Source organism: Mycobacterium sp. NPDC003449 (assembly GCF_053588415.1).
Genome location: NZ_JBSFPX010000113.1, coordinates 1 through 23,089, shown reverse-complemented (window position 1 = coordinate 23,089; position 23,089 = coordinate 1). Strand labels below are relative to the sequence as shown.

At 68.0% G+C, this 23,089-nt stretch carries 24 protein-coding genes; 8 read left to right on the top strand and 16 right to left on the bottom strand.

Annotated elements, in window-relative coordinates:
* A partial coding sequence (locus ACWDTP_RS24630) for a M18 family aminopeptidase (protein WP_450024621.1) occupies positions 1-1,179 on the bottom strand: 1,179 nt, incomplete at its 3' end.
* A gap of 49 nt (positions 1,180-1,228) precedes the next feature.
* Between ACWDTP_RS24630 and ACWDTP_RS24625 the strand changes: the two genes are divergently transcribed.
* The gene (locus tag ACWDTP_RS24625; protein WP_450024619.1) at positions 1,229-2,254 is read left to right on the top strand and encodes a Dyp-type peroxidase; all 1,026 of its coding nucleotides are present in this window, start codon (positions 1,229-1,231) and stop codon (positions 2,252-2,254) included.
* The gene (locus ACWDTP_RS24620) at positions 2,254-3,051 is read left to right on the top strand and encodes a family 1 encapsulin nanocompartment shell protein (RefSeq protein WP_450024617.1); all 798 of its coding nucleotides are present in this window, start codon (positions 2,254-2,256) and stop codon (positions 3,049-3,051) included. Before ACWDTP_RS24625 ends, ACWDTP_RS24620 begins: the two co-directional genes overlap by 1 nt.
* A 78-nt stretch (positions 3,052-3,129) precedes the next feature.
* On the opposite strand, the gene purQ is transcribed toward ACWDTP_RS24620, so the two are convergent.
* From purQ to ACWDTP_RS24605, 3 genes are read right to left on the bottom strand one after another with little or no spacing between them, the layout of a single operon-like run.
* Positions 3,130-3,804, bottom strand: a complete 675-nt coding sequence (gene purQ, locus ACWDTP_RS24615) for a phosphoribosylformylglycinamidine synthase subunit PurQ (RefSeq protein ID WP_450024615.1) — start codon at positions 3,802-3,804, stop codon at positions 3,130-3,132.
* The gene (gene purS, locus ACWDTP_RS24610) at positions 3,801-4,040 is read right to left on the bottom strand and encodes a phosphoribosylformylglycinamidine synthase subunit PurS (RefSeq protein WP_450024613.1); all 240 of its coding nucleotides are present in this window, start codon (positions 4,038-4,040) and stop codon (positions 3,801-3,803) included. Before purS ends, purQ begins: the two co-directional genes overlap by 4 nt.
* Positions 4,041-4,050: 10 nt before the next feature.
* The gene (locus ACWDTP_RS24605; RefSeq protein WP_450024611.1) at positions 4,051-4,713 is read right to left on the bottom strand and encodes an ATPase; all 663 of its coding nucleotides are present in this window, start codon (positions 4,711-4,713) and stop codon (positions 4,051-4,053) included.
* Between the two features lie 32 nt (positions 4,714-4,745).
* On the opposite strand from ACWDTP_RS24605, the gene ACWDTP_RS24600 reads away from it, so the two are divergent.
* Entirely contained in the window at positions 4,746-5,384 is a 639-nt protein-coding gene (locus tag ACWDTP_RS24600) for an MBL fold metallo-hydrolase (protein ID WP_450024609.1), read from the top strand.
* 14 nt (positions 5,385-5,398) lie between these two features.
* Here the strand turns inward: ACWDTP_RS24600 and ACWDTP_RS24595 are convergent, their stop codons facing one another.
* From ACWDTP_RS24595 to ACWDTP_RS24580, 4 genes are all read right to left on the bottom strand, one after another.
* Positions 5,399-7,042, bottom strand: coding sequence for an FAD-binding dehydrogenase (locus ACWDTP_RS24595; protein ID WP_450024607.1), 1,644 nt, complete (start codon positions 7,040-7,042; stop codon positions 5,399-5,401).
* A gap of 21 nt (positions 7,043-7,063) precedes the next feature.
* Positions 7,064-7,768 carry a DUF2334 domain-containing protein gene (locus ACWDTP_RS24590; protein ID WP_450024605.1) on the bottom strand — a complete coding sequence of 235 codons (705 nt, stop codon included), beginning with the start codon at positions 7,766-7,768 and terminating at the stop codon, positions 7,064-7,066.
* An 80-nt stretch (positions 7,769-7,848) separates the two neighbouring features.
* A complete protein-coding gene (locus ACWDTP_RS24585) occupies positions 7,849-8,337 on the bottom strand; it encodes a glutathione peroxidase (RefSeq protein ID WP_450024603.1) in 489 nt (162 codons plus the stop codon).
* Positions 8,338-8,347: 10 nt separating this feature from the next.
* Positions 8,348-8,902 (bottom strand): TetR/AcrR family transcriptional regulator, encoded by a 555-nt coding sequence (locus ACWDTP_RS24580; RefSeq protein WP_450024601.1) that lies wholly within the window; start codon positions 8,900-8,902, stop codon positions 8,348-8,350.
* An 83-nt stretch (positions 8,903-8,985) separates the two neighbouring features.
* Between ACWDTP_RS24580 and ACWDTP_RS24575 the strand changes: the two genes are divergently transcribed.
* Positions 8,986-9,435: a DoxX family protein gene (locus tag ACWDTP_RS24575; protein WP_450024599.1), complete on the top strand. Its 450-nt coding sequence runs from the start codon at positions 8,986-8,988 to the stop codon at positions 9,433-9,435.
* Here the strand turns inward: ACWDTP_RS24575 and ACWDTP_RS24570 are convergent.
* Positions 9,361-11,523 carry a S9 family peptidase gene (locus ACWDTP_RS24570; RefSeq protein WP_450024597.1) on the bottom strand — a complete coding sequence of 721 codons (2,163 nt, stop codon included), beginning with the start codon at positions 11,521-11,523 and terminating at the stop codon, positions 9,361-9,363. The genes ACWDTP_RS24575 and ACWDTP_RS24570 overlap by 75 nt on opposite strands.
* Positions 11,520-12,407, bottom strand: a complete 888-nt coding sequence (locus ACWDTP_RS24565) for a phosphoribosylaminoimidazolesuccinocarboxamide synthase (RefSeq protein ID WP_450024595.1) — start codon at positions 12,405-12,407, stop codon at positions 11,520-11,522. Before ACWDTP_RS24565 ends, ACWDTP_RS24570 begins: the two co-directional genes overlap by 4 nt.
* Before the next feature lie 30 nt (positions 12,408-12,437).
* Between ACWDTP_RS24565 and ACWDTP_RS24560 the strand changes: the two genes are divergently transcribed.
* Positions 12,438-13,088: a hypothetical protein gene (locus tag ACWDTP_RS24560; RefSeq protein ID WP_450024593.1), complete on the top strand. Its 651-nt coding sequence runs from the start codon at positions 12,438-12,440 to the stop codon at positions 13,086-13,088.
* 57 nt (positions 13,089-13,145) lie between these two features.
* Positions 13,146-14,042, top strand: coding sequence for a DUF559 domain-containing protein (locus ACWDTP_RS24555; RefSeq protein ID WP_450024623.1), 897 nt, complete (start codon positions 13,146-13,148; stop codon positions 14,040-14,042).
* Here ACWDTP_RS24555 and ACWDTP_RS24550 read toward each other — a convergent pair.
* Genes ACWDTP_RS24550 through purB form a run of 4 tightly spaced genes read right to left on the bottom strand, consistent with a single transcriptional unit; the run spans position 13,990 to position 18,178 of the window.
* Positions 13,990-14,574, bottom strand: a complete 585-nt coding sequence (locus tag ACWDTP_RS24550; protein ID WP_450024591.1) for a DUF1707 SHOCT-like domain-containing protein — start codon at positions 14,572-14,574, stop codon at positions 13,990-13,992. The genes ACWDTP_RS24555 and ACWDTP_RS24550 overlap by 53 nt on opposite strands.
* The gene (locus tag ACWDTP_RS24545; protein WP_450024589.1) at positions 14,574-15,515 is read right to left on the bottom strand and encodes a tellurite resistance/C4-dicarboxylate transporter family protein; all 942 of its coding nucleotides are present in this window, start codon (positions 15,513-15,515) and stop codon (positions 14,574-14,576) included. The genes ACWDTP_RS24550 and ACWDTP_RS24545 overlap by 1 nt, the downstream gene beginning before the upstream one ends.
* Before the next feature lie 39 nt (positions 15,516-15,554).
* Positions 15,555-16,763, bottom strand: a complete 1,209-nt coding sequence (locus ACWDTP_RS24540; RefSeq protein WP_450024587.1) for a cytochrome P450 — start codon at positions 16,761-16,763, stop codon at positions 15,555-15,557.
* Positions 16,760-18,178 carry an adenylosuccinate lyase gene (gene purB / locus ACWDTP_RS24535; protein WP_450024585.1) on the bottom strand — a complete coding sequence of 473 codons (1,419 nt, stop codon included), beginning with the start codon at positions 18,176-18,178 and terminating at the stop codon, positions 16,760-16,762. Before purB ends, ACWDTP_RS24540 begins: the two co-directional genes overlap by 4 nt.
* A 50-nt stretch (positions 18,179-18,228) precedes the next feature.
* Here purB and relZ point away from each other — a divergent pair, with 50 nt between their 5' ends.
* The gene (gene relZ / locus ACWDTP_RS24530) at positions 18,229-19,971 is read left to right on the top strand and encodes a bifunctional ribonuclease/(p)ppGpp synthase (RefSeq protein WP_450024583.1); all 1,743 of its coding nucleotides are present in this window, start codon (positions 18,229-18,231) and stop codon (positions 19,969-19,971) included.
* Here the strand turns inward: relZ and ACWDTP_RS24525 are convergent.
* Positions 19,968-21,392 (bottom strand): APC family permease, encoded by a 1,425-nt coding sequence (locus ACWDTP_RS24525; protein WP_450024581.1) that lies wholly within the window; start codon positions 21,390-21,392, stop codon positions 19,968-19,970. The two genes, relZ and ACWDTP_RS24525, sit on opposite strands and share 4 nt — an antisense overlap.
* A 17-nt stretch (positions 21,393-21,409) precedes the next feature.
* A complete protein-coding gene (locus ACWDTP_RS24520; RefSeq protein ID WP_450024579.1) occupies positions 21,410-22,039 on the bottom strand; it encodes a TetR/AcrR family transcriptional regulator in 630 nt (209 codons plus the stop codon).
* 117 nt (positions 22,040-22,156) lie between these two features.
* Between ACWDTP_RS24520 and ACWDTP_RS24515 the strand changes: the two genes are divergently transcribed.
* Complete coding sequence (locus ACWDTP_RS24515; protein ID WP_450024577.1) at positions 22,157-23,002, top strand: alpha/beta hydrolase; 846 nt, start codon at positions 22,157-22,159, stop codon at positions 23,000-23,002.
* The last annotated feature ends 87 nt before the right edge of the window (positions 23,003-23,089 follow it).

Genomic DNA, 23,089 nt, shown 5'->3' with positions numbered 1-23,089 from the left:
GGCCGAGTGCATGGCCAGCTGGGCGGCCCCGACGTCGACCGTCGGAATGCCGGTGCGCGCCGAGGTCATCGGGCCGATGGTCGATCCGCACGGCAGGTCGGCGCGGTGTTCGTAACGTTGCAGCGGCACCCCGGCCTGATCGCAGGCCAGCGCGAAGGCCGCGGCGGTGCGGCCGTCGGTGGCATAGCGCAGGTTGGGTTGCACCTTGAGCACCGGACCCGCGTTGACCGCGATCTGGTGGCCCGGTTCGTGGCGGTCGGGGTAGTTGGGATGGGTGGCGTGGGCCATATCCCCCGAAGCCATCATGGATCCGGCGACCCGGCGCAGGAAATCCTCCCGATCGCCACCCCCGGCCAGGACGATCCGCTCCAGCACGGTCGGCAGCAGTTCGGACTGTGCGCCGTGATCGGAGGTGGAGCCCACCTCCTCGTGGTCGAACAGGGCCAGCACCGGGGTGTGGGTACCGGCGTCGGCCGCCAGGAAGGCCTCCAGCCCGGCGTAGCAGGTGGCCTGGTTGTCCAGCCGGGGTGCGCTGACGAACTCGCCGCCCGCACCGGTGACCGCCGACGGTGTCAGGTCGTGGGTCATCAGGTCAAAACCGAGCAGCCCATCCGGCTCCACCCCGGCCCGCTCGGCGACGAAGCCGATGAAGGACCGCGGGCGCTCCCCCAGCCCCCACACGGCGTTGACGTGGCGCTGCGGGTCGGGGCTGACCCCTTTGCGGTCCTCGGACAGGTGAATGGCCAGCTGCGGCACCCGCAGGATCGGGTCGTCGATCCGGACCAGGAGATGACGGACGGTGTTTCCGACTCGCACCGACAGTTTGCCGCTGATGCCGAGGTCGCGGTCCAGCCAGGAGTTCAGCCAGGCACCGCCGTAGGGCGCCAGCGCCACCACCTGCCAGCCCGCGACGACCCGGTCCGGATGCTGTTTGACCCGCAGGTTGGGGCTGTCGGTGTGGCCCCCGACGATGCGAAACGGCCCGTCACCGCCCCGCCAAGCGACCAGCGAACCGGCCCGCACGGTGAAGAACCCGCCCCCCGAGGCCGGCCACGCGTCGGTTTCGGCCAGTTCGGTGTAACCGGCCTCGACCAGCCGCTGCGCCGCGGTGGCGCAGACGTGGAACGGGGACGGCGACGCGTCGATGAACTCGCACAGGTGCTGGGGGCTGGCTGCCATATCTCTATCTTGACCGGGATTTCGCGGCGCGCCGCGTTAGGGTCCACATGTGCCCGCACCACAGCCCCAGCCGGTACTGGCCCCGCTGACACCGGCTGCCGTCTTCATGGTCGCAACGATCAACGAGGGACAGGAGGCGACGGTCCACGACGCCCTGGCCGATATCTCGGGGCTGGTCCGCGCGATCGGATTCCGTGACCCCACCAAACACCTCTCCGCGATCGTCTCCGTCGGCTCCGATGCGTGGGACCGGCTGTTCTCCGGCCCGCGCCCGGCGGAGCTGCACCCGTTCATCCCGCTCGACGGTCCGCGCCATCAGGCCCCGTCCACCCCGGGAGACCTGCTGTGGCACCTGCGGGCCGAATCGATGGATGTGTGCTTCGAGCTCGCCACCAAACTCGCCGACGCCATGGCCGGTGCGATCACCGTCGTCGACGAGGTCCACGGCTTCAAATTCTTCGACAACCGTGACCTGATGGGTTTCGTCGACGGCACCGAGAACCCGAACGGTGCCGTCGCACTCAATGCCACCCAGATCGGCGACGAGGACCCCGAATTCGCCGGCGGCTGCTATGTGCACGTGCAGAAGTACGTGCACGACATGGGTGCCTGGAACTCGCTGTCGACCGAGGAGCAGGAGCGGGTGATCGGGCGCACCAAACTCGACGACATCGAGCTGGACGATGCGGTGAAGCCGGCCAATTCCCATGTGGCGCTCAACGTCATCGAGGACGCGGACGGCAACGAACTCAAGATCATCCGGCACAACATGCCGTTCGGTGAGATCGGCAAGGGCGAATTCGGCACGTACTACATCGGGTATTCGCGCACGCCCGCGGTCACCGAGCGGATGCTGACCAACATGTTCATCGGTGATCCGGTCGGCAACACCGACCGGATCCTGGATTTCTCCACCGCGGTCACCGGTGGATTGTTCTTCTCACCCACCATCGACTTTCTCGATGATCCACCCGCACTCCCGTCGGACGAACAGGATTTCCCTGAGGTGCCGGCGGCTACCCCGGTCAGCTACAACGGCTCACTCGGTATCGGCAGTCTGAAAGGAACCCGTTGATGAACAACCTGTACCGCGACCTTGCCCCGATCACCGAGGCCGCCTGGGCCGAAATCGAATTGGAGGCCACTCGCACGTTCAAGCGTCACATCGCCGGCCGGCGGGTGGTCGACGTGAGCGAGCCGAGCGGTCCGGTGACGGCGGCGATCAGCACCGGCCACCTGCTCGACGTCGATCCGCCGGGCGAAGGCGTGCTCGCCTACCTGCGCGCCGCCAAGCCGCTGGTGCAGCTGCGGGTGCCGTTCACCGTGGCCCGCCGCGACATCGACGACGTCGAACGCGGATCGCAGGACTCCGACTGGGATCCGGTGAAGGACGCGGCCAAGAAGTTGGCCTTCATCGAGGACCGGGCCATCTTCGAGGGTTATTCGGCGGCCTCGATCGAGGGCATCCGCAGTTCCAGCTCCAACCCGGCGCTCGCACTGCCCGACGATGCCCGCGAGATCCCCGACGTGATCGCCCAGGCCCTGTCGGAGCTGCGGCTGGCCGGTGTCGACGGGCCGTACTGCGTGCTGCTATCGGCCGACGTCTACACCAAGGTCAGCGAGACCACCGCCCACGGCTACCCGATCCGCGAACACCTCAACCGGCTGGTGGACGGCGAGATCATCTGGGCGCCCGCGATCGACGGTGCGTTCGTATTGTCCACGCGGGGCGGCGATTTCGATCTGCAACTGGGCACCGATGTGGCGATCGGCTACCTGTCCCACGACGCCGAGACCGTCAACCTCTACATGCAGGAGACCATGACGTTCCTGTGCTACACCGCCGAGGCCTCGGTCGCCCTCACTACCTAGTTTTTGCACCGCGAGCGACCGTGTCTGTACGCCGACACGCCGCAATTTGCGTACGTCTGTGGTCGCTCGCGGTGCGGTCTACACCGAGAGAACCGCGTCCAGCGCGGAGTAGAACAAGCCGAGCCCGTCATCTGACGGACCGGTCAACGGCTCGGTGGCGTGTTCGGGGTGCGGCATCAGCCCGACGATGCGACGGTTGGCCGAGCAGATCCCGGCGATATCGCGCATCGACCCGTTCAGGTTCTCCCGGTAGCGGAACACCACCCGGTCCTCGCCCTCGAGTTCGTCGAGCACCGCCTCGGAGGCCACGTAGCGCCCCTCCCCGGACTTCAGCGGGATCAGCAGGTCGGCGCCCGCGTCGTAGCGCGTCGTCCACGCCGTCGATGCCGAGGCCACCTGCAACCACACGTCGCGGCAGACGAAGTGCAGTCCGCCGTTACGGGTCAGCGCACCCGGCAGCAGTCCGGCCTCGCACAACACCTGAAAGCCGTTGCAGATGCCCAGCACCGGCATGCCCTTGCCCGCGGCGTCGACCACCGAACCCATCACCGGCGCGAATTTCGCGATCGCCCCGCAGCGCAGGTAGTCGCCGTAGGAGAAGCCACCGGGCACCACGACCGCGTCCACACCGTGCAGATCGGCGTCGGCGTGGAACAGGCTGACCGCCTCCGCCCCGGCCAGCCGCACCGCCCGGGCCGCGTCGACGTCGTCGAGCGTGCCGGGGAAGGTGATCACGCCGATTCTGGCGCTCACGGCTCCTCCCGGCTCACCGAGAACTCCTCGATAACGGTATTGGCCAACAGGGATTCGGCGATCTCGGCCAGCGTCTCGTCGGCCACCGAATCATCGACCTCGAGCTCGAAACGCTTACCCTGCCGGACGTCCGAGATACCGCCATGGCCGAGACGCCCGAGCGCCCCGACGATTGCCTGGCCCTGCGGGTCGAGAATCTCGGCCTTGGGCATGACGTGCACAACCACCTTTGCCACGGCGCTCACTCTACCGGCACGACCCGATGTAAGCCGTGCACAGTGGCGCGGCCATCGCATCGAGCACCCGGCTGTCGGGTACCGCGGGCCACGCGACCCGGGGCGGCGTCGTCGACCACATCGCCAGCTCCACGACGGTGCTGTTGTCCGGATCGGCCAGCAGATACTGGCGCAGAACCCGGCGGCCGTCGATGCTGACCACCCCGGCCAGCCGGCCCGGCTGGTCGGTGGTCACCGACGGTGAGCTCTCCGGCGCGGTCAACTGGCAGGCCCGTAGCGCCCCCGCCGCGACCTGTACGGCCGACACCGCGATCTGCCCGCTCCGCCAGGTTTCGCCGCGCCAGTGCATCACCTGGGCCTGCAGCTGCCAATCGCCCTCGGGATGGTCGACGACGGCACGAGCGGTCACGGCATATGCGCGGTCGTCGGCGGGCAGCGGAGGCAGTGCGCAGTCGTCCTCGAACCGGAACCGGGGAGACGTCGTCGTCACGGCCAGTCCAGCCAGCCCTGGCCAGCGGTATTCGCGGTTGAGCGGGATGTCGGACGCGCCGATCCAGGCCGATGCCGGGATCCGGTCGCACATCGGTGGACAGTCGGGCGGATCCGACCACGCCGAACCGGGCGCGGCGACCAATCCCGTGGCCGCGAGCAACATCGCCCAGATCACCCTCATGAATCCACCCACTGAGCGCCACAATAGTAGGTATGCAATTGACGCACTTCGGACATTCCTGCCTTCTCGCCGGCTTTTCGGACACCACGGTGTTGTTCGACCCCGGCACCTTCTCGCACGGATTCGAGGGGATCACCGGGCTGTCGGCCATCCTGATCACCCACCAGCACCCCGACCACGCCGACACCACCCGGCTGCCCGCGTTGATCGCCGCGAACCCACAGGCGGCGCTGTACGCCGATCCGCAGACCGCGGCGCAACTCGGTGAGCCGTGGCGCCCGGTCCAGGTCGGGGACGAGTTCCGGGTCGGCGGACTCAACGTGCGCGGCGTCGGCGGGCGGCATGCCGTGATCCACCCGGAAATCCCTGTGATAGACAATATTTCGTATCTGCTGGGCGACGACGAACATCCGTCCCGGTTGATGCATCCCGGCGATGCCCTGTTCGTCCCCGGCGAACCGGTCGACGTGCTTGCCACACCCGCCGCGGCACCATGGATGAAGATCTCCGAGGCGGTGGACTTCCTGCGTGCGGTGGCCCCGGCCAGGGCGGTCCCGATCCACCAGGGCATCCTCGCGCCGAACGCCTACGGTGCCTACTACGGGCGCCTTTCCGAGATGACCAGCACCGATTTCCAGGTTCTTGACCCGGAGAACGGCACCGAGTTCTGATCGCCAGCGGACCTTCAGGCGATGTCGCCGGCCGCACCCCGCCCGGCGGCCCGTCCGGAGAAGATGCACCCACCGAGGAAGGTGCCTTCCAAGGAGCGGTAACCGTGCACCCCGCCGCCGCCGAATCCGGCTGCTTCGCCGGCCGCGTACAGCCCGCCCAACACCGTGCCGTCGGGTTTGAGCACCCGCGATTCAAGGTCGGTTTCCAACCCGCCCAACGATTTACGGGTCAGGATGTGCAGTTTGACCGCGATCAGCGGGCCGGCCTTGGGGTCGGTGAGGCGGTGGGGGGCGACGACGCGGCTGACCCGGTCCCCCAGGTAGCTGCGCGCGCCGTGGATGGCGGTGATCTGCCCGTCCTTGGTGAATCGGTTGGCCACCTCACGGTCGCGCGCGGTCACCTCGGCCGCCACCGTGGCGTAGTCGAGCGGGATCACATCGCGGACGGTGTTCATCGCAGACACCAACTCCCGCAGGGAATGTGCGCTGACGAAGTCGACACCGCGGTCGACGAACGCCTGCACCGGCGCAGGCGCCCCCGGCTTCACCCTGGACAGCACGTCACGCACGCTGCGGGAGGTGAGGTCGGGATTCTGCTCCTGGCCGGACAGCGCGAATTCCTTGGCGATGATCCGCGCGTTGAGGACGAACCAGGTGTAGTCCTGCCCGGTACGGCAGATGTGCTCGAGAGTGCCGAGGGTGTCGAATCCCGGATAGAGCGGCCCCGGAAGCCGTTTTCCGTTGGCGTCCAACCACAGTGGTGAAGGTCCAGGCAGGATACGGATGCCGTGGTCGGGCCAGACCGGATCGTAGTTGGTGATCCCTTCGGTGTAGTGCCACATCCGGTCGCTGTTGATGACGTGCCCGCCCGCGGTCTCGGCGATCCCGATCATCCGCCCGTCCACGTGCGCAGGGACACCGCTGAGCAGTTGCCCAGGCACCCGGCCCATCCGCTCCGGCCAGTTCTTGCGCACCAGCTCCTGGTTGCCGCCGATACCGCCGCTCGCCACGATCACGGCCGACGCACGGAATTCGAACTCGCCGACGGTTTTTCGTGAGGATGCCACTCCGCGAGGCGCATCGCTCGGCTCCAGCACCGCACCCCTGACCCCGGCGACCATCCCTTCGTTGACGATCAACTCGTCGACACGGTGACGGTGGGCGAACCGCACCCGCACGCTGTTGCGGATCCGGCGGGCAAACATCTCGACGAGCGCAGGCCCGGTGCCCCAGGTGATATGGAAGCGTGGCACCGAATTGCCGTGCCCGCGCGCGTCGTAACCACCCCGCTCGGCCCAGCCGACCAGCGGGAACGTCTGCAGCCCGCGGGCCCGCAGCCAGCTGCGCTTCTCGCCCGCGGCGAAGTCGACATAGGCGTGCGCCCATTCCCGTGGCCAATGGTCCTCCGGCCGGTCGAAACCCGCGGTGCCCAGCCAGTCCTGCAGGGCGAGTTCCTGACTGTCCCGGATACCGAGCCTGCGCTGTTCGGGACTGTCGACGAAGAACAGCCCACCGAAGGACCAGAAGGCCTGCCCGCCCAGGTTGGCAGGGTTCTCCTGATCCACGATCAGCACCCGGTGCCCGCGCTCAACCAACTCGCACGCGGCTACCAGCCCAGCCAGACCGGCTCCCACGACAATGACATCGGCGTCTGCCATGAGACGCAAGACTAGCGCGAGTCAGGCCACGTCGGTCAGTACCGGATACGGTTGCCAACGGTAGACGGAGGGCTCACAGCGGTGCAGCAAAGCGAGGTCGACCGCGTCCAGCATCGCCTGCCGCGGGCCGGGCCTGCGCAGGTGCCGGGCCGCGACGGCGACCCGCACCATCCCCTCGCGACGGGCGGTCCGCTCGGCCGAGAGCACCAGCGTCCGGCACCACCACGGTTCGGTGCGGAAGCCCTCCCCGATGCCGAGCACCCGCCCCCGGATCGTGGTCTGCCGGACCAGATCGGTGATCCCGTTCAGCCCGGCCAGCAACCGAAAGCCGTTGCGCGGCAATGCCACCACCGTCCCCTGCGAGACGGTCCAACCCGGGGCCGCGAAAAGCCTGGTCCGCAGGCCCAGGTGCTCCAGCACCCGGTCGGCGCCCATGAGCCTCAGGTTGGCCTCGTGCGCGGGCAGGCTGGCGAACTCGCCGCGCCGCTTCTTGGTGGCGGCTTCGTCGTATCCGTGCAGCACGATCGCGTCGCCCGACGCGCGCCGCGCGGTGAGCCATTCGACGGTCGACGTGTCCCGATCCAGCCGGTATCCACCCTTGAGCCGCGGGGCCACCAGATAGGAGGCCGGCACCCCGCGGGAGTCGAGTTCGGCGCAGAACGACGCGACATCGTCGAACGTGCGATCGCTGATCTGCGATATCGAGACGATGAGTTGTCCGGTCACGTTCCCAGTGTGGCAACGTCACGTGTCGCAACGGTTTCGAACACTCGGCCGCAGAGTGTCCATTCGGCGATACCGCTGCGCTATGCGGGCAGCACCGCCTCGATGGCGGCGATCACCTCGGGCGCGTCGGGTGCGGTGCGCGGCCGGAACCGGTTGGCCACCGCGCCGCCGGGCGCGAGGAGGAATTTCTCGAAGTTCCACTGGATGTCGCCGGCCTCGCCGTCGGCGTCGGCGGCCTTGGTGAGCTCGGCGTAGAGCGGGTGCCGGTCGGGTCCGTTGACGTCGGTCTTGGCCAACAGCGGGAACGTGACGCCGTAGGTGGTCGAGCAGAACGTCTGGATCTCCTCGGCGGTCCCCGGCTCCTGACCCATGAACTGGTTGCACGGGACGCCGATGACGGTCAGGCCGCGGTCGCCGTAGTCCTGAGCCAGCTTCTCCAGCGCGCTGTACTGCGGGGTCAGGCCACATTTCGAGGCCACATTGACCACCAGCGCGGGGCCGTTCGTCAACTCGGCCAGGGTGGCCGGTGTGCCGTCGAGGGTGGTCAGCGGAATGTCGTTGAGGCTCACGGGCCCGACGCTACCGCACCTGACCGTCGAACAGGATCTTGCCCAGCCGTTCGACGGTGGCCACCGGGTCCCCCGCGGTGTCGACGGCGCGGTTCAGCCACAGCAGCGAAAACCCGTGCACCAGTGACCATGCCGCGAGTGCGGCCCCTTCCGGGTCATTCTTGGCCTTGACGTCGACGAGCGTGCCGACACCACGGTTGAGCTCGGCGTATGCCGCCGACGATGCGGCCGCCACCTCGGGGTCGGTGTCGTCGTAGAGCGATTTGTCGAACATCACCGCGTAGTGGCCGGGGTGCTCGAGGGCGAATGTGACGTAGGCCTTTGCCGCGTCGACGAACTGGGGGCGGGCCCCGGTCAGGGCCTCGGTGAGCAACCGGAACCCCTCGGCCGCCATCGCGGTGAAAAGCCCTCTCCGGTCGGTGAAATGGTGTGCCGGTGCGGCGTGCGAGACCCCGGCGGCGCGCGCCAGTTCTCGCAGCGAGATGCCGTCGGCCCCCCGCTCGGCGACCAGGGTCGCGGCCTGCGCCAGGATCACGGCCCTGAGATCGCCGTGGTGATAGCCCATGCGGACATGATAACCCACCATCTTGACAGCGACTAGATCGGCGCTATATTGCAATCTAGACACCGACAAGATAAGGGGATCCGATGGTCGTGTTTCTGATGCTCGTGCTGGGCAGCGGGGTGGCCAGGCTCGTCGGCCTGCTCGGGGTGGACTATGTGGACAGCTGGCCCCGCGCCATCGCCGTCGGCCTGGCCGCGATGTTCATCACGACCGGCGTCGCCCACTTCGTCAACCCGCTGCGGCGGGACATGATCGCGATCGTGCCGCCCCGGCTGCCCGCGCCAGGCCTCCTGGTCACCGTCACCGGGGTGCTGGAACTGGCGGGCGCGGCGGGCCTGCTCTTCCCACCCACCCGGGTGGCCGCAGCGGCCTGCCTGTTCCTGTTGATGCTGGCGATGTTCCCGGCCAACGTCTACGCGGCCCGGATGCCCGCCCCGCCGAAATCGATGACCGCGCGCCTAGACGTTCGGACCGCCGAAGAGGCTCTCTACCTGGCCGCTGCCGTGGTGGTCATGGTCGGCGGCGGCCAGTAGCCAGGCGTACTGGAAGGCGGCCTCCTTCCACCGTTCATAGCGTCCGCTGAGCCCGCCGTGCCCGGCCACCATCTCGGTCTTCAACAACACCTTGTGGCCGTCGGTCGCCGAATCATGCTGGGCATGACGAAGCGCGGCAACCCATTTGGCGGGTTCGACGTAATACACCCTGGTGTCGTTGAGCGAGGTCATCGCCAGGATCGCCGGATAGTCCTGGGCCACGACGTTCTCGTAGGGCGAGTAGGACTTCATGTACCGGTACACCTCGGGGTCCTCCAGCGGATTCCCCCACTCGTCCCACTCGGTCACCGTCAGCGGAAGCGACGGATCCAGGATCGTGGTCAACGCGTCGACGAACGGCACCTGAGCCAGGATCGCGGCGAACAGCTGCGGCGCCATATTCGCCACCGCGCCCATCAGCAGGCCGCCCGCGCTGCCGCCGAGCGCCGCCAGGTTCTGCGGACGGGTGACGTCGGCGGCGATGAGATGTTCGGCCACCGCGATGAAATCGGTGAAGGTGTTCTTCTTCTCCAGCAGCTTGCCGTGCTCGTACCACGGCCGGCCCAGTTCGCCTCCGCCGCGCACGTGCGCGATGACGAACACCATGCCCCGGTCCAGCAGGGACAGCCTCGCGATGGAGAACCGCGGGTCCTCGCACGATTCGTAGGCGCCGTACCCGTACAGCAGCGCGGGGGCGGGGAACTGCAGACCCGCGCGGTGGATGATCGAGATCGGCACCTGAGCCCCGTCCGGCGCCGTCGCCCAATCCCGGCGCTCCACATACTCTTCCGGCCGGTAGCCGCCCAGCACGGGCTGTTCGCGCAACAGCGTGCGTTCACCCGTGGCCAGGTCCAGGTCATAGATCCGGGCCGGGGTGACGAACGAGGTGGCCCCGATCCGCAGCTTCCGGGTGGACCAGTTGGGATTGCCGCCGAGCCCGGCGGCGGTCAACTCGGAGTCGAAGGTCAACTCGTCGGGTCGGCCGTAGCCGCCGTTGTCGTCGACCGGCCAGAGCTGGATCTTCGGCAGCGCATCACTGCGATAGCTGACCACGAGGAACCCGTCGAACGCGTCGACGGCGTCGAGGCGCACATCGTCGCGATGGGCGATCAGCGTCCGAAAATCGTTGGGGTCGTTCACCGGGGTCTCGACGAGGGTGAAGTTCTCCGCACCGTCGTTGTGCAGGATCAGGAACCGGTCCTCGCCGCCGACCACGGCATGCTCGACGTCGTACTCGACCAGGTCACGACGCTCCCACACCGTGGTGAACTCGGCGTGCCCGTCGGTGGCGTCGGCGTAGCGGACCTCGGTGGTGACGGCGCTGCCCGAGGCGATGAACACGTATTTGTTGCTGCGGCTGCGGCCGATCCCGACCCAGAACCGTTCGTCCGGTTCGTGATACACCTTCTCGGAGGTCAGCCCGGAGCCCAGCCGGTGCCGCCACACCGTGTCGGGCCGCCAGGCGTCGTCGACGGTGGTGTAGTAGAGGGTGCGGCTGTCGGCCCCCCAGGTGGCACCGGCGCCGATGCCCACGATGGTGTCCTCGTACAGCTCGCCGGTACGTAAGTCCTTGAATTTCAACGTGTATCGCTCGTCGCCCTTGACGTCGACCGAGTAGGCCAGGACGTTGCCGTCCAGGCTTACCGAGGCGGCGCCCAACGCGAAGTACTCGTGGCCGTCAGCCTCAAGGTTCTCGTCGAGCAACACCTGCTCGCCGGGGATCTCGGTGTGCTCGTCGAAGGTCGGCGGGGTCCAGTCGTCGGCGTCGGTGACCGGGCACCGGCAGTGCACCCCGTACTGTTTGCCCTCGAAACTCCTCGCGTAGTACCACCAGAGGTCACGCCGGGTCGGGACCGAGAGATCGGTCTCCTTGGTGCGGGCCTTGATCTCGTCGAAGATCTTCTGCCGCAACGGTTCGAGGTGAGCGGTCACCTGCTCGGTATAGGCGTTCTCGGCCTCCAGGTAGCCGATCACCTCGGGGTCGTCCTTATCGCGCAACCACTCGTACGGGTCGACGAACACGTCGCCGTGGTGTTCCCTCCGGTGGTTGTCGCGCTTGGCTACCGGCGGGGTGGCCGCGGGGCTCATGCGCCGATCCAATCCGCGAAGCGCAGGCCCGAGATCCGTTCGTACGCCTCGACATAGCGGTCCCGGGTGGCTGCCACGATCTCCTCGGGCAGCGGCGGCGGTGGCGCGTCACCGTGACGATCCCATCCGGAGTCCGCTCCGGTGAGCCAGTTGCGCACGAACTGTTTGTCGAAACTGTCCTGCACCACGCCCTGCCGGTAGGAGTCGGCCCGCCAGTAGCGCGACGAGTCCGGGGTGAACACCTCATCGGCCAGCACCACGGTGCCCGCGCCGTCCACACCGAATTCGAATTTCGTGTCGGCGATGATGATGCCCCTGGCCAGGGCGTGCTCGGCGCCCTGCAGATAGGTCTGCAGCGTGCGTTCCCTGAGCTGATCGGCCAGCGCCGGGCCGACCAGGTCGACCACCTTCTCGTATGCGATGTTCTCGTCGTGCTCGCCCAGGTCCGCCTTGGTCGCGGGGGTGAACAGGGGTTCGGCGAACCGGCTGGCCTCCCCGAGACCCGGCGGGAGCGGGATTCCGCACACCGATCCCGACTGCTCGTAGTCGATGAGCCCCGACCCGGTCAGATAGCCGCGGGCCACGCACTCCACCGGCAGCATCTTCAGCCGGCGCACCACCAGTGCCCGGCCCAGCACCTCCTCGGGGATGCGCTCATCGTCCGGGGGGCCGGCCAGGTGGTTGGGAGCATCGACCAGATCGAAGAAGAAGACGCTCATCGCGGTCAGGATCCGGCCCTTGTCGGGGATCTCCGATTCCAGGACGTAGTCGTAGGCCGAAATCCGGTCGGTCGCCACGAAGAGCAGGTGGTCATCGTCGATGCGGTACAGCTCGCGGACCTTGCCGCTGGCCAGGTGCTGGTAGTCGGACAGAGCGGGGCGCATCGGGCCAGCCTATGTGTTGGGATCGCTTTCATGAGATCGCGGTACCTCCCTTACGCCACCAGACCCGGCCGATTGCTGGCCCAGTTGCTCAGCGATATCGCCATGGTGATCTGGGTCGTGGTGTGGGTGCTGGTCGGCACTGCCGTGTATTCGGCGGTCGCCACCATCGCCGAGGTGGGCCGACAGGTCCAGGACGGTGCCAGCGGCGTCTCCGGGAACCTGAGCTCGGCGGGCGACAGCGCGGACGGGATCCCGCTGGTCGGCGACTCCTTGAGCAAGCCGTTGCGGGCGGCCAGCGACGCCGCGCTCGACATCGCCGGGGCCGGCCAGAACCTCGACACCACCGCAGGCTGGCTGGCCTGGGTGCTGGCCCTGGCAGTGGCGGCCGCACCGATCCTGTTCGTGGCGATGCCGTGGCTGTATCTGCGGATCCGGTTCTTCCGGCGCAAATGGACCGCGATCACGCTGGCCTCGACCGCTGCGGGTGAGCAGTTGCTGGCACTGCGGGCCCTGGCGAACCGGCCGTTGGCCAGGCTCACGGCTGTCACCGACGATCCCGTTGGCGCGTGGCGCCACCAGGACCAGCAGGCCATCCGTGGCCTGGCCGCCCTCGAACTCCGCTCGGCCGGTATGCGCCTGCGCCGTGATTTCGGCGCAATCAGTAACGCCCACCGTTACTAGACGCACCGAAATCACGGGAGTGGGAACCGTTTGGCGGGTACACCCGTCCAATCGAATGTGCTTGAGGACTATCTGCGTGACCACGATGGCGTGATTACCTTGGCCCAGGCACGGGAGGCTGGGCTGAGCAAGCAGGCGGTCTACCGCAGGGTCCGGTCCGGGAAATGGCTGCGCTGCTCACCTGGGGTGTACTTCGCCGACGATCGGCCGTTCACCGATTCAGCCCGGGTCCGGGCCGCGGTGTGGTCGGCGGGGCCGAACGCGACAGCAAGCGGCCTGGCGGCTGCGTGGTGGCACGAGGTGACGCGGTACCCGCCCGACACCGTCGAGGTCACCATCCCTCGAACGGGCCATCACCCGCAGCGGCACGGTATTCGCCTCCGCCGCCGTGACCTCGATCCCCGCGACATCGTGGAGCGCCGCGGCCTGCGGGTGACGGCGCTGCCGCTGACCGTCGTGGAGGCGGCGGCCCGGCGCGGCGGCGCCAAACTCATGGACTCCGCACTACAACGCCACGTGGAGCTGCGCGAGCTGTGGCGGGTACACCTGCGCAACAAGGGCAGGCACGGTTCCCCTGCCGCCCGCAGGCTGCTGCAGGCCGCGGCCGACGGAGCCCGTTCCGAGGCCGAACGGGTGCTGGTCAAACTGCTGCGAGAGGCCCGGATCACCGGGTGGAAGGCCAACTACCGGGTCGGCCGGTACGTGATCGACGTAGCCTTCCGCGACGAGAAGATCGCCATCGAAACCGACGGTTGGGCCTTCCACCACGACCAGGAGGCCTTCCAGCACGACCGGGTGAGGCAGAACGAACTCGCACTGCTGGGCTGGCAGGTGTTGCGGTTCACCTGGCTGGATCTCACCGAGTACCCGCAGCGGGTGATCGCCGAGATCCGGTTGGCCGTCAACTCCCGTGCAGGCGCCGCAGCCAGCTTCCGAACGGATGCCGCACGGTGACCGACCCCATCCGCACCCGACCGCGCACGATCAGGTGCAGCTGCGGCGACGGCGGGCTGGTCCGCACCTTGACCGTCGCGCTACCCGCGACCGCGTCGACACCGTTGAGGTCGGCGGTGGCCGAAGCGGGCACGATCAGCTCGGTCGAGCTGCAGTAGTCGTCGACGACGACCTCGACGACCGGCCCCGGCAGGATCGCCGAGGTGAAGTCGAGGGTGGTGGTGCACAGCCGGGTGTTCAGCTGCAGGGCCGGCGAGACCGTCCATTGCCCGCGGCGCACGATGGAGGTCATCCGACCACGCAGCACCTCGGGCGTCACGGCCACCCGTTGCGCCGATGGTCCCGTCAGCGGCAGATCGGCCAGCACGGTGTTCAGGTCGCCGCGGGTGCGGGCCGCGAGCGCGGCGTCGTAGCGCTCGCTGAACTCGTCAAGGGTGATCATGCCTTCGGCCACCGCACGCTCCAGCAGTTGCCCTACCTTCGCCCGGTCGGCGTTCGAGACTCGGAGATGGTCATCGCGGCCTGAGTCCATCACCCGAGATTAGGCGTTCGCCGCCGCAGGCTGAGCACCCCGACCGACAGCCATGCTGCCAGCGCGATCCAGAAAAACGCCAGCGATAAGGATTCCATTGCCGGCCATCCGGTTTCCACCCACATCGTGTGCGTCGCGGCCGAATACATGCCGAGCGGGAAGACCATGGCCCACCACAGGCCGGCGAACCGCAGACTGCGCGCCACCCGGGCCATCCGCAACACCAGGAAGTAGACGAGCGGCACCAGCCACACGCTCGCGCCGAGCCAGGTGAGCACCGTGACCGTCTCGACGGGCGCCAGCGCGACGGCCGGCCAGTCGGCGGCCTGCCCGGCGTGGTGGATGTGGTCGCCGGCGAGGGTGGCGATGGCCAGCCCACCCATCAGGATCCAGCTGTCGGGTTCGAAGCCACGCGGATCGAGCCGCTCGGCGAACGCCCGCATCAGTATCAGCGCCGTCATCACCAGATACACCGCGATCGCCAGCGCCCACAGGAGCACCGCGACCGATAGCAGTCGCAGGTCGGCGGCGACGGTGGCCAACCCCGAGGTCCCCACGCTCGCCAGCTCCCACCCGCCCCGGGATTCGGTGCGCAGCCAGGTCCAGCCCCGCGTCCACATGCTACGAATGGCCAGCGGCATCAGGATCAACCAACCGAGCAGCGCGACAGCACCCATCGTCCAGGGCACGCCGGGCCAGCCTTCCAGCCGTGTGCCCAGCACCGTGCACGCCGCGACGAAGGTGAACAACCGCAGTACCACGCCGGGGTCGGACAGGTCGCCGAAGTCGAAACGCTTGTACACCGCGGCCGCGATCAGCACCACCAGGAACACTGCGGCCAGCGCCGCAAGCGCCGCGCTGATCCGGCGGTATCCGTGGTCGGCCGCCGCGACCGAGACGATTCCCGTCGCCATCACTGCGGCGAACGCGTCCGGCCTCACGATCGCGCGGTTGACTCGGCCGACAGGATCACGCGAACGTCACTCCCCCAGTTCGACCACGAGGTGCCGAATGCCGGTGTGCCGGTTACTGCGGGTCCACTCGACGGGTCGCACCAGCCGGGCCGCACCGAAACGGGCCAGCAATTCCTCGAACAGCACGCGAAGCTCCAGCCGGGCCAGATTGGCTCCGAGGCAGTAATGGATGCCGTAACCGAAACCCAAGTGCGGATTGGGCTTACGGGTGATGTCGAATGTGTCCGGATCGGTGAACACCAGCGGGTCGCGGTTGGCCGAACCCTCCCACACCTGCACCTTCTGCCCGGCCCCGATATCGCAGCCGGCCAGTGACACCGCGCGGGTTGCCGTGCGCCGCTTGGACGGTGACGGAGACGTCCAGCGCACCATCTCCTCGATCGCGGTCGGCAGCAGCGACACGTCCAAACGCAATACCGCCAACTGAGCCGGATGGTCGATCAACGCCAATAGGCCACCGGCGACCGCGTTGCGGGTGGTCTCGGCGCCCGCGCTGAACAACAGGCTGAAGAACAGGTACAGCTCCAGATCCGATAGGGAGGCATCGGTGGCATTGGCGACCACCGACAGCATGTCGTCGGTCGGGTTGGCGCGTTTGGCGGCGATCAGTTCCTGCCCGAACGTGTACATCCGGGTACCGGCCTCCTGCGCCGACAGCTGGCCGACCGTGCCGCTGCGCGCCGACCCGAAGTCGAACTGCGGTTCGATCGCCCGAAACAGCCAATGCCGTTCGGACTCTGGAACTCCCAGCAGAATGCAGATCATCTGCATCGGCAGCTCGGCGGCCACGTCGACCAGGAAGTCGAGCGGTTCGCCGGGCACCACCGCGTCCAGCAGCCGGCCCGTCCTTGCCCGCAGATCGTCCTCGACCCGCCGGATCATCCGTGGGGTCAAGCCGGAGCTGACCAGCCTGCGGATCTGCGAGTGCCGCGGATCGTCCATCATGTTGAGCACCTGGCCGGCGATGGTCAGATCCTGCAGCAGGGTGCCGCCGTACGGCCGCCCACCGCCGGTCACCGAGGAGAATGTCTCCGGATCCCGCAGTACGGCATGCGTTTCGGAGTATGTCGCCACCGACCAGAAGCCTTCGCCGTCGGGGGTGTGCTCGGTGGGTTCATGCCAGTGGACCGGGGCGTCGCGGCGGTGCGCCGCGAACAACTCATGGGGAAACCCATGAGCGAAATTATCCAGATCGGTCAGATCCGCCAAGCTCACAAGATGGCACCCGAGGTGTACTTGGCGGCCTCGGGATAGCGCCCCACCAGGTCTTCGACGGCGGCGACGACGCCGTCCACCTGGGCCCCGGCGGCGCCGGTGAACGCCTGTTTGTCGGCCAGCGCCGCCTCGAGGGCCGCCCAGTCCAGCGGCAGCCGCGGATCGGCCGCCAGCCGATCGAGCAGATCCGGCTCCGAGCCCTTTTCGCGCATGGCCAGTGCAACGGCGACGGCATGTTCCTTGATCACCTCGTGGGCGGCTTCCCGGCCGACGCCGGCCCGCACGGCCGCGATCAGGATCCGGGTGGTGGCCAGGAACGGCAGGTAGCGGTCCAGTTCCCGCTGGATCACCGCGGGGTACGCGCCGAACTCGTCTAGCACGGTGAGGAACGTCTCGGTCTGCCCGTCGATCGCGAAGAACGCGTCCGGCAACGCGACCCTGCGTACCACCGAGCAGAACACATCGCCTTCGTTCCATTGCGCCCCAGCCAGTTCGGCGGCCATCGAAGCGTATCCGCGCAGCACCACCTGCAGGCCGTTGACCCGCTCACATGAGCGGGTGTTCATCTTGTGCGGCATGGCCGACGAGCCGACCTGTCCCGGTGCGAAGCCCTCGGTGACCAGTTCGTGCCCGGCCATCAGCCTGATCGTGTGCGCCAGCGACGACGCGCCCGCGCCCACCTGGACCAGCGCCGATACCACGTCGTGGTCCAGCGAGCGCGGGTATACCTGGCCGACGCTGGTGAAAACCTCTGTGAAACCGAGGAATTGGGCGATTCGCCGCTCCAGCTCGGCCAGCCGCTCAACGTCGCCGCCGAACAGGTCGAGCATGTCCTGGGCGGTACCCATCGGCCCTTTGATCCCGCGCAGTGGGTAGCGGTCGATCAGCTCGCGCAGCCGGGTCAGGGCCACCAGCGTTTCCTCGGCGGCCGAGGCGAACCGCTTGCCCAGCGTGGTGGCCTGCGCGGCGACGTTGTGGCTGCGGCCGGCCATCACCAGGTCGCGGTACACCACGGCCCGCTCGGCGAGCCGGGCCACCACCGCCACACCGTGGGCGTGCACGAGTTCCAGTGAGCGGCGGATCTGCAGTTGTTCGACGTTCTCGGTGAGATCGCGGCTGGTCATACCCTTGTGCACGTGCTCATGGCCGGCGAGCGCGTTGAATTCCTCGATGCGGGCCTTGACATCGTGACGGGTCACCCGTTCACGTGCGGCGATCGAGGCCAGGTCGACGTCCTCGATGACCCGCTCGTAATCGTCGACGACCCCGTCGGGGACGGCCACCCCGAGTTCGGCCTGGGCGCGCAGCACCGCGAGCCACAGCCGGCGCTCGGCGATGATCTTGGCTTCGGGCGACCAGATCGCGACCATCTCGTCGCTGGCGTAGCGATTGGCCAGAACATTTGGAATCGTCACGAACACACAGCTTACGGGCCGGGCGGGCACACCAATGAGACAGTGGAGGAATGCACTTCGTCGGACTCGACCTCGCGTGGGGTGAGAAGAACCAGACCGGCGTCGCGGCGGTGGACGCCGACGGGCGCCTGCTCCACGTGGGCGTAGCGCAGGATGACGAGGACATCGCGGCCGCGGTGAAGCCGTTTGTCCGCGGCGATTGCCTGGTCGCCATCGACGCTCCGCTGATCGTGGCCAACGAGACCGGGCACCGGCCGGCGGAGAAGGTGTTCAACCGGGATTTCCAGCGGTTCGACGCCGGTGCCCGCCCGGCGTTCACCGAACGGCCCGAGTTCAAACACCCGCGTGGTGCGCGGATCGCCGCCGCACTCGACCTGGATATGGATCCGGCCTCGTCGTCGGGCCGGCGGGCCATCGAGGTCTACCCGCATCCGGCGACGATCGTCCTGTTCGGGCTGGACAAGACGCTCAAGTACAAGCGGGGCGGGTTCGACGACCGCCGTCGCGACCTGCTCACGCTCATGGACCATATCGAGGGGCTCGACGCGGCGACCCCACGGCTGCGGGCCAACCGCAGCGTCGCGTGGGTCGAGCTGCGCAAACGAGTTGAGGCCGCCACCCGGCCCGGGCAACTCGACCGCGATGAGGATCCCGTGGACGCCGTGCTGTGCGCCTATATCGCGCTGTACTGGTACCACCGGCCCGAGGATGTGACGATCTACGGCGACTTCGCCTCCGGCTACATCGTCACCCCGTCGTTGCCGCAGGACCGCCTTCCGCGTGTCGCGGCGGCCCGCGAAACGGCCGAAACCCCGACGACGAAGCCGTCGACACCGTCCGCGCCCACGGCCGCCGTCGCCGAGTTCGCCGCCCGGCGGCCCGCCCTGGTGGCCGCGACCGACCGCTACGTCGAGTTGGTGACCTCATTGCTCGACGACGCCGGCATCAACTACCTGAGCATCACCGCCAGGACCAAATCGGTGGCCTCGTTCGCCGAGAAGGTCGACCGGCGCACCGCCGACGGCCAGCGGCTGTACTCCGACCCGCTGGTGGAGATCACCGATCAGGTGGGATTGCGGGTGATCACCTATCTGCGCGACGACGTCGACGCCGTGGCCAATCTGCTCGCCGACGAGATGCGGCTGCTCGATGACCGCGATATGGGACTGGAGACGGCCCGCGAGGGCCGGTGGGGCTACGCCAGCCGGCACCTGCTGGTGGGTGTCGAGGGTGAGCAGCAGCCCGCCTCCATTCAGGTGCGCACCGTCCTGCAACACGCCTGGGCCGAGTTCGAGCACGACGTCCGCTACAAGGGGTCGATCCCGGCCGCCCATGTCACCGAGCTGGACCGGCGGTTCACCCTGGCGGCCGGGCTGCTTGAGCTGGCCGACCGGGAGTTCACCGGGATCCGGGATCGGTTGCGCAGCACCATGACCGAGACGGAAACCGAGTTCTCGACGGATTCTCGGATCGCCACACCGGTGCTCGCCACCTATCTGGGCAACCGCTACGCCGACGCCGGCTGGTCGCGCACCGACCACTACGGCTGGATCTCGGGCCTGCTGCTCGAGCTCGGCATCACCTCATTGGACGAGTTGACCGCGGTGCTCGACTCCGTGGACGAGGACGCCGTCAACCGCGCCATGGACTACCGGTTCCCGGCCGGGGCGGTGCGGCGCCTCGACGATTCACTGCTCGCGCTGTTCACCGACCGCTATATCGAACTGGACGGCAACGCGCACCGAACCGCGCTCCTGCACAACAGGATCGAGCGGTTGCGCGCCGGATTCTAGGGCGCTTCGCCGAGGTGGGTCGGGTCGGTGATACCGGCCCCGCGGATGCCCAGCTGACGGTTGATCAGCGTGGTCAGCCCGAACAGCAGGATGCCGATCACCACCAGAATCCCGGCCAGGATGTACTGCTGCACCGGCCGGCCGGAGAACGGCAGCACCAGATAGGCCGACGCGAAGAACCCGATGACCGGAAGGACCGTCGGCGTCTTGAAATGCCCGCCCTCGGCCCGGACGTCGCGGCGCAGCACCAGCACCGCGATATTGACCATCGCGAACACCGCGAGCAGCAGCAGCGACGTGGTCCCACCGAGCACCGCGATCGCGTTGCTGTTGGCGAACGCCGAGACGTAGAAGATCAGGCCGAACGCGATCAGCGTGGTGAACACGATCGCCACCCACGGCGTGCGCCGGGTCGGGTGCACCGCGCCGAGCACGGGCGGCAGCACATGCTGGCGCGACATGCCGTAGATGAGCCGGCTGGCCATCAGCATGTTGATCAGCGCCGTGTTGGACACCGCGAACATCGAGATGAACGGCAGGATGTCCTCGATCGGCAGCCCCGGTGCGCCGGCCTTGACCACCTCGACCAGCGGGGTCTCGCTCGCGGCGAGCACCCCGACCGGAACCAGCGCCACCGCGACGATCGCCACCACGACGTAGACCAGGCCGGCGATGCCAAGGCCCGACAGCAGCACCTTGGGGAAGATGCGCACCGGATCCTTGGTCTCCTCGGCCATGTTCACCGAGTCCTCGAACCCCACCATGGCGAAGAACGCCAGCGATGTGGCCGTGGTGACGGCCAGGAACGTGCCCTTGTCGGCCGCGGTGTCGAAGGCGACGACGCGGGAGAAGTCCACGTCCGCAGCGCCTCCGGTGAAGGCCCACAACCCGACCAGGATCACCAGCAGCAGACCGGTGATCTCGATGAAGGTGAGAACGACATTGAGCCTGACGCTCTCGCCGACGCCCCGGAAGTTCACCATCGCCAGCAACGCCATGAACACCAGCGCCAGCACCACCACACCGGCCTTGCCCCAGCTGAAGTGGAACGCGGTGAAGAAGTTGGCCGCAAAGAACCTGGAAGCCGTTGAGGCCGACGTGATTCCGGAACACATCACGATGAAGGCGACCAGGAAGGTGACGAATTGGATACCGAAAGCCTTGTGCGCGTACAGGGCCGCGCCAGCGGCCTGCGGATACTTGGTCACCAGCTCCAGATAACTGAACGCGGTGACGGTGGCGATCAGGAAGGCGACGAGGAAGGGAACCCAGGCCGCACCGCCGACTTCTTTGGCGACCTGCCCGGTCAGGGCGTATACGCCGGTGCCGAGGATATCGCCGACGACGAACAGTAACAGCAGGCCAGGGCCCATCACCCGTTTCAATTCCGGCTGTTGCGCAACGCGTTCAGATTGCGACATTCCCCCTCCTCCGTTCGTCAGACGCGCACCACCCTCTCATCGACCGGCGCGAGCACGTCGAGCACCTCGATCAGCGTCGCACGGGCGTTGGCCCTTGGGCCCTCACCCGCGTCCACAAGCGATGCAACCACGGCTCCGTCGACCGCGCACACCAGGGCGGTCAATAGTTCGGCCCGCACCGACCGTCCCGACCGCTCCACCACCTCGACGACGGCGTCGGCCCGCTGTTGCAGGATGCGCCGCTGGATATCGCGCAGGCCGGGTTGACGGGCGCAGGCGATATAGCGCTCGTACCTCGAGATCAGCTCCTCGGTGCCGCGGGTTTCGGGCGACTCACCCACCAGCAGGTCCACCAGGACGTCCGCGGTCGATTCGGCACCGCGGCGGCGCCGGGACAGTGCGGCCACGCCGGCGGTCAGCTGCTCGGCCTCGCGGGTCCCGATGTACTCGACGGCCTTGACGATGAGGTCGTCGAGAGAGGAGAAATAGTAGGTGGTCGAGGCCAGCGGCAGGCCGGCCCGCCGGGCCACGGCCCGATGCCGTACGGCGTCGAAGCCGCCTTCGGACAGCAATTCAGCGGCCGCCCTGACGAGGGCATACCGCCGACGCTCTCCCTTGGGAGTGACCGCTGCCGTCACTTTCAACATGCTGCCAGGCAGTCCGGTCTCGCATCGGGCTTTCGGCCAATCATCAGCCTTTGCTCAGGTTTTCCTGGTCATAGCGCCATTGGCCGATGCCTCTATGACGATGGCAAGATAGCCCGCATGCCCAACTTGAGCCGTCGCGCCGTGATGCGCCTCGGTGTCGGTGCGGCCGCCGGCGCCGCCGGCGCCTACGCCCTCGGATCCGCCCCCGTGGCACTGACCAGTCCCGCTGCGCCACTGGCACCCCCGACCGCCGCGCCCACCTATGTGACCGGATCGTTCGTGTCCGCCGCACGTGGTGGCGTCGACACCAATTGGGCGATCGCCCGCCCGCCCGGCCAGACCGGCACGTTGCACCCGGTGATCGCGCTGCACGGCAAAGGGCAGGATGCCGCGGGCGTGATGGCGGGCGGTGTCGAGCAGGGGCTGGCCGAGGCGGTCGCCGCCGGCCTGCCCCCGTTCGCCGTGGTCGCGGTCGACGGCGGCGGAAGCTATTGGCACAAGCGGACATCCGGTGAGGACTCCGGCGCCATGGTGCTCGATGAGCTGATCCCACTGTTGGGTCAGCAGGGTCTGGACACCTCGCGGGTGGCCTTTCTCGGTTGGTCGATGGGCGGTTACGGGGCGCTGCTGCTGGGGTCGCGGCTCGGCCCGGCCCGTACCGCGGCGATCTGCGCGGTCAGCCCGGCGCTGTGGACCTCATCGGGGGCGGCCGCACCCGGCGCGTTCGACAGCGCCGAGGATTATGCCACCAACAGTGTCTGGGAGCAGCCCGCACTTGGCTCGATCCCGATCCGAATCGATTGCGGCAACAGCGATCCGTTCTATTCGGCGACCAAACAGTTCATCGCGCAGTTGCCCGATCCGCCGGCCGGTGGCTTCTCGCCCGGTGGCCACGACGCCGGTTTCTGGAGTTCGCAGCTGCCCGCCGAGCTGAGCTGGATGGCCCCACTGCTGACCGCCTGACTGAGTGTCCGGGTGGGTCGCCTGACCGTGCCGAGCAGACGCGCAGGTACCCGGAACGGCGTCGTACCGGGTACCTGCGCGTCTGCT

Coding starts and splice junctions, on each gene's coding strand:
- ACWDTP_RS24620 (WP_450024617.1), top strand. CDS start 2,254: ATGAACAACCTGTACCGCGACCTTGCCCCGATCACCGAGGCCGCCTGG.
- ACWDTP_RS24605 (WP_450024611.1), bottom strand. CDS start 4,713: ATGAGGGTGATCTGGGCGATGTTGCTCGCGGCCACGGGATTGGTCGCC.
- ACWDTP_RS24600 (WP_450024609.1), top strand. CDS start 4,746: ATGCAATTGACGCACTTCGGACATTCCTGCCTTCTCGCCGGCTTTTCG.
- ACWDTP_RS24595 (WP_450024607.1), bottom strand. CDS start 7,042: ATGGCAGACGCCGATGTCATTGTCGTGGGAGCCGGTCTGGCTGGGCTG.
- ACWDTP_RS24580 (WP_450024601.1), bottom strand. CDS start 8,902: ATGGGCTATCACCACGGCGATCTCAGGGCCGTGATCCTGGCGCAGGCC.
- ACWDTP_RS24575 (WP_450024599.1), top strand. CDS start 8,986: ATGGTCGTGTTTCTGATGCTCGTGCTGGGCAGCGGGGTGGCCAGGCTC.
- ACWDTP_RS24570 (WP_450024597.1), bottom strand. CDS start 11,523: ATGAGCCCCGCGGCCACCCCGCCGGTAGCCAAGCGCGACAACCACCGG.
- ACWDTP_RS24565 (WP_450024595.1), bottom strand. CDS start 12,407: ATGCGCCCCGCTCTGTCCGACTACCAGCACCTGGCCAGCGGCAAGGTC.
- ACWDTP_RS24560 (WP_450024593.1), top strand. CDS start 12,438: ATGAGATCGCGGTACCTCCCTTACGCCACCAGACCCGGCCGATTGCTG.
- ACWDTP_RS24550 (WP_450024591.1), bottom strand. CDS start 14,574: ATGGACTCAGGCCGCGATGACCATCTCCGAGTCTCGAACGCCGACCGG.
- relZ (WP_450024583.1), top strand. CDS start 18,229: ATGCACTTCGTCGGACTCGACCTCGCGTGGGGTGAGAAGAACCAGACC.
- ACWDTP_RS24525 (WP_450024581.1), bottom strand. CDS start 21,392: ATGTCGCAATCTGAACGCGTTGCGCAACAGCCGGAATTGAAACGGGTG.
- ACWDTP_RS24520 (WP_450024579.1), bottom strand. CDS start 22,039: ATGTTGAAAGTGACGGCAGCGGTCACTCCCAAGGGAGAGCGTCGGCGG.
- ACWDTP_RS24515 (WP_450024577.1), top strand. CDS start 22,157: ATGCCCAACTTGAGCCGTCGCGCCGTGATGCGCCTCGGTGTCGGTGCG.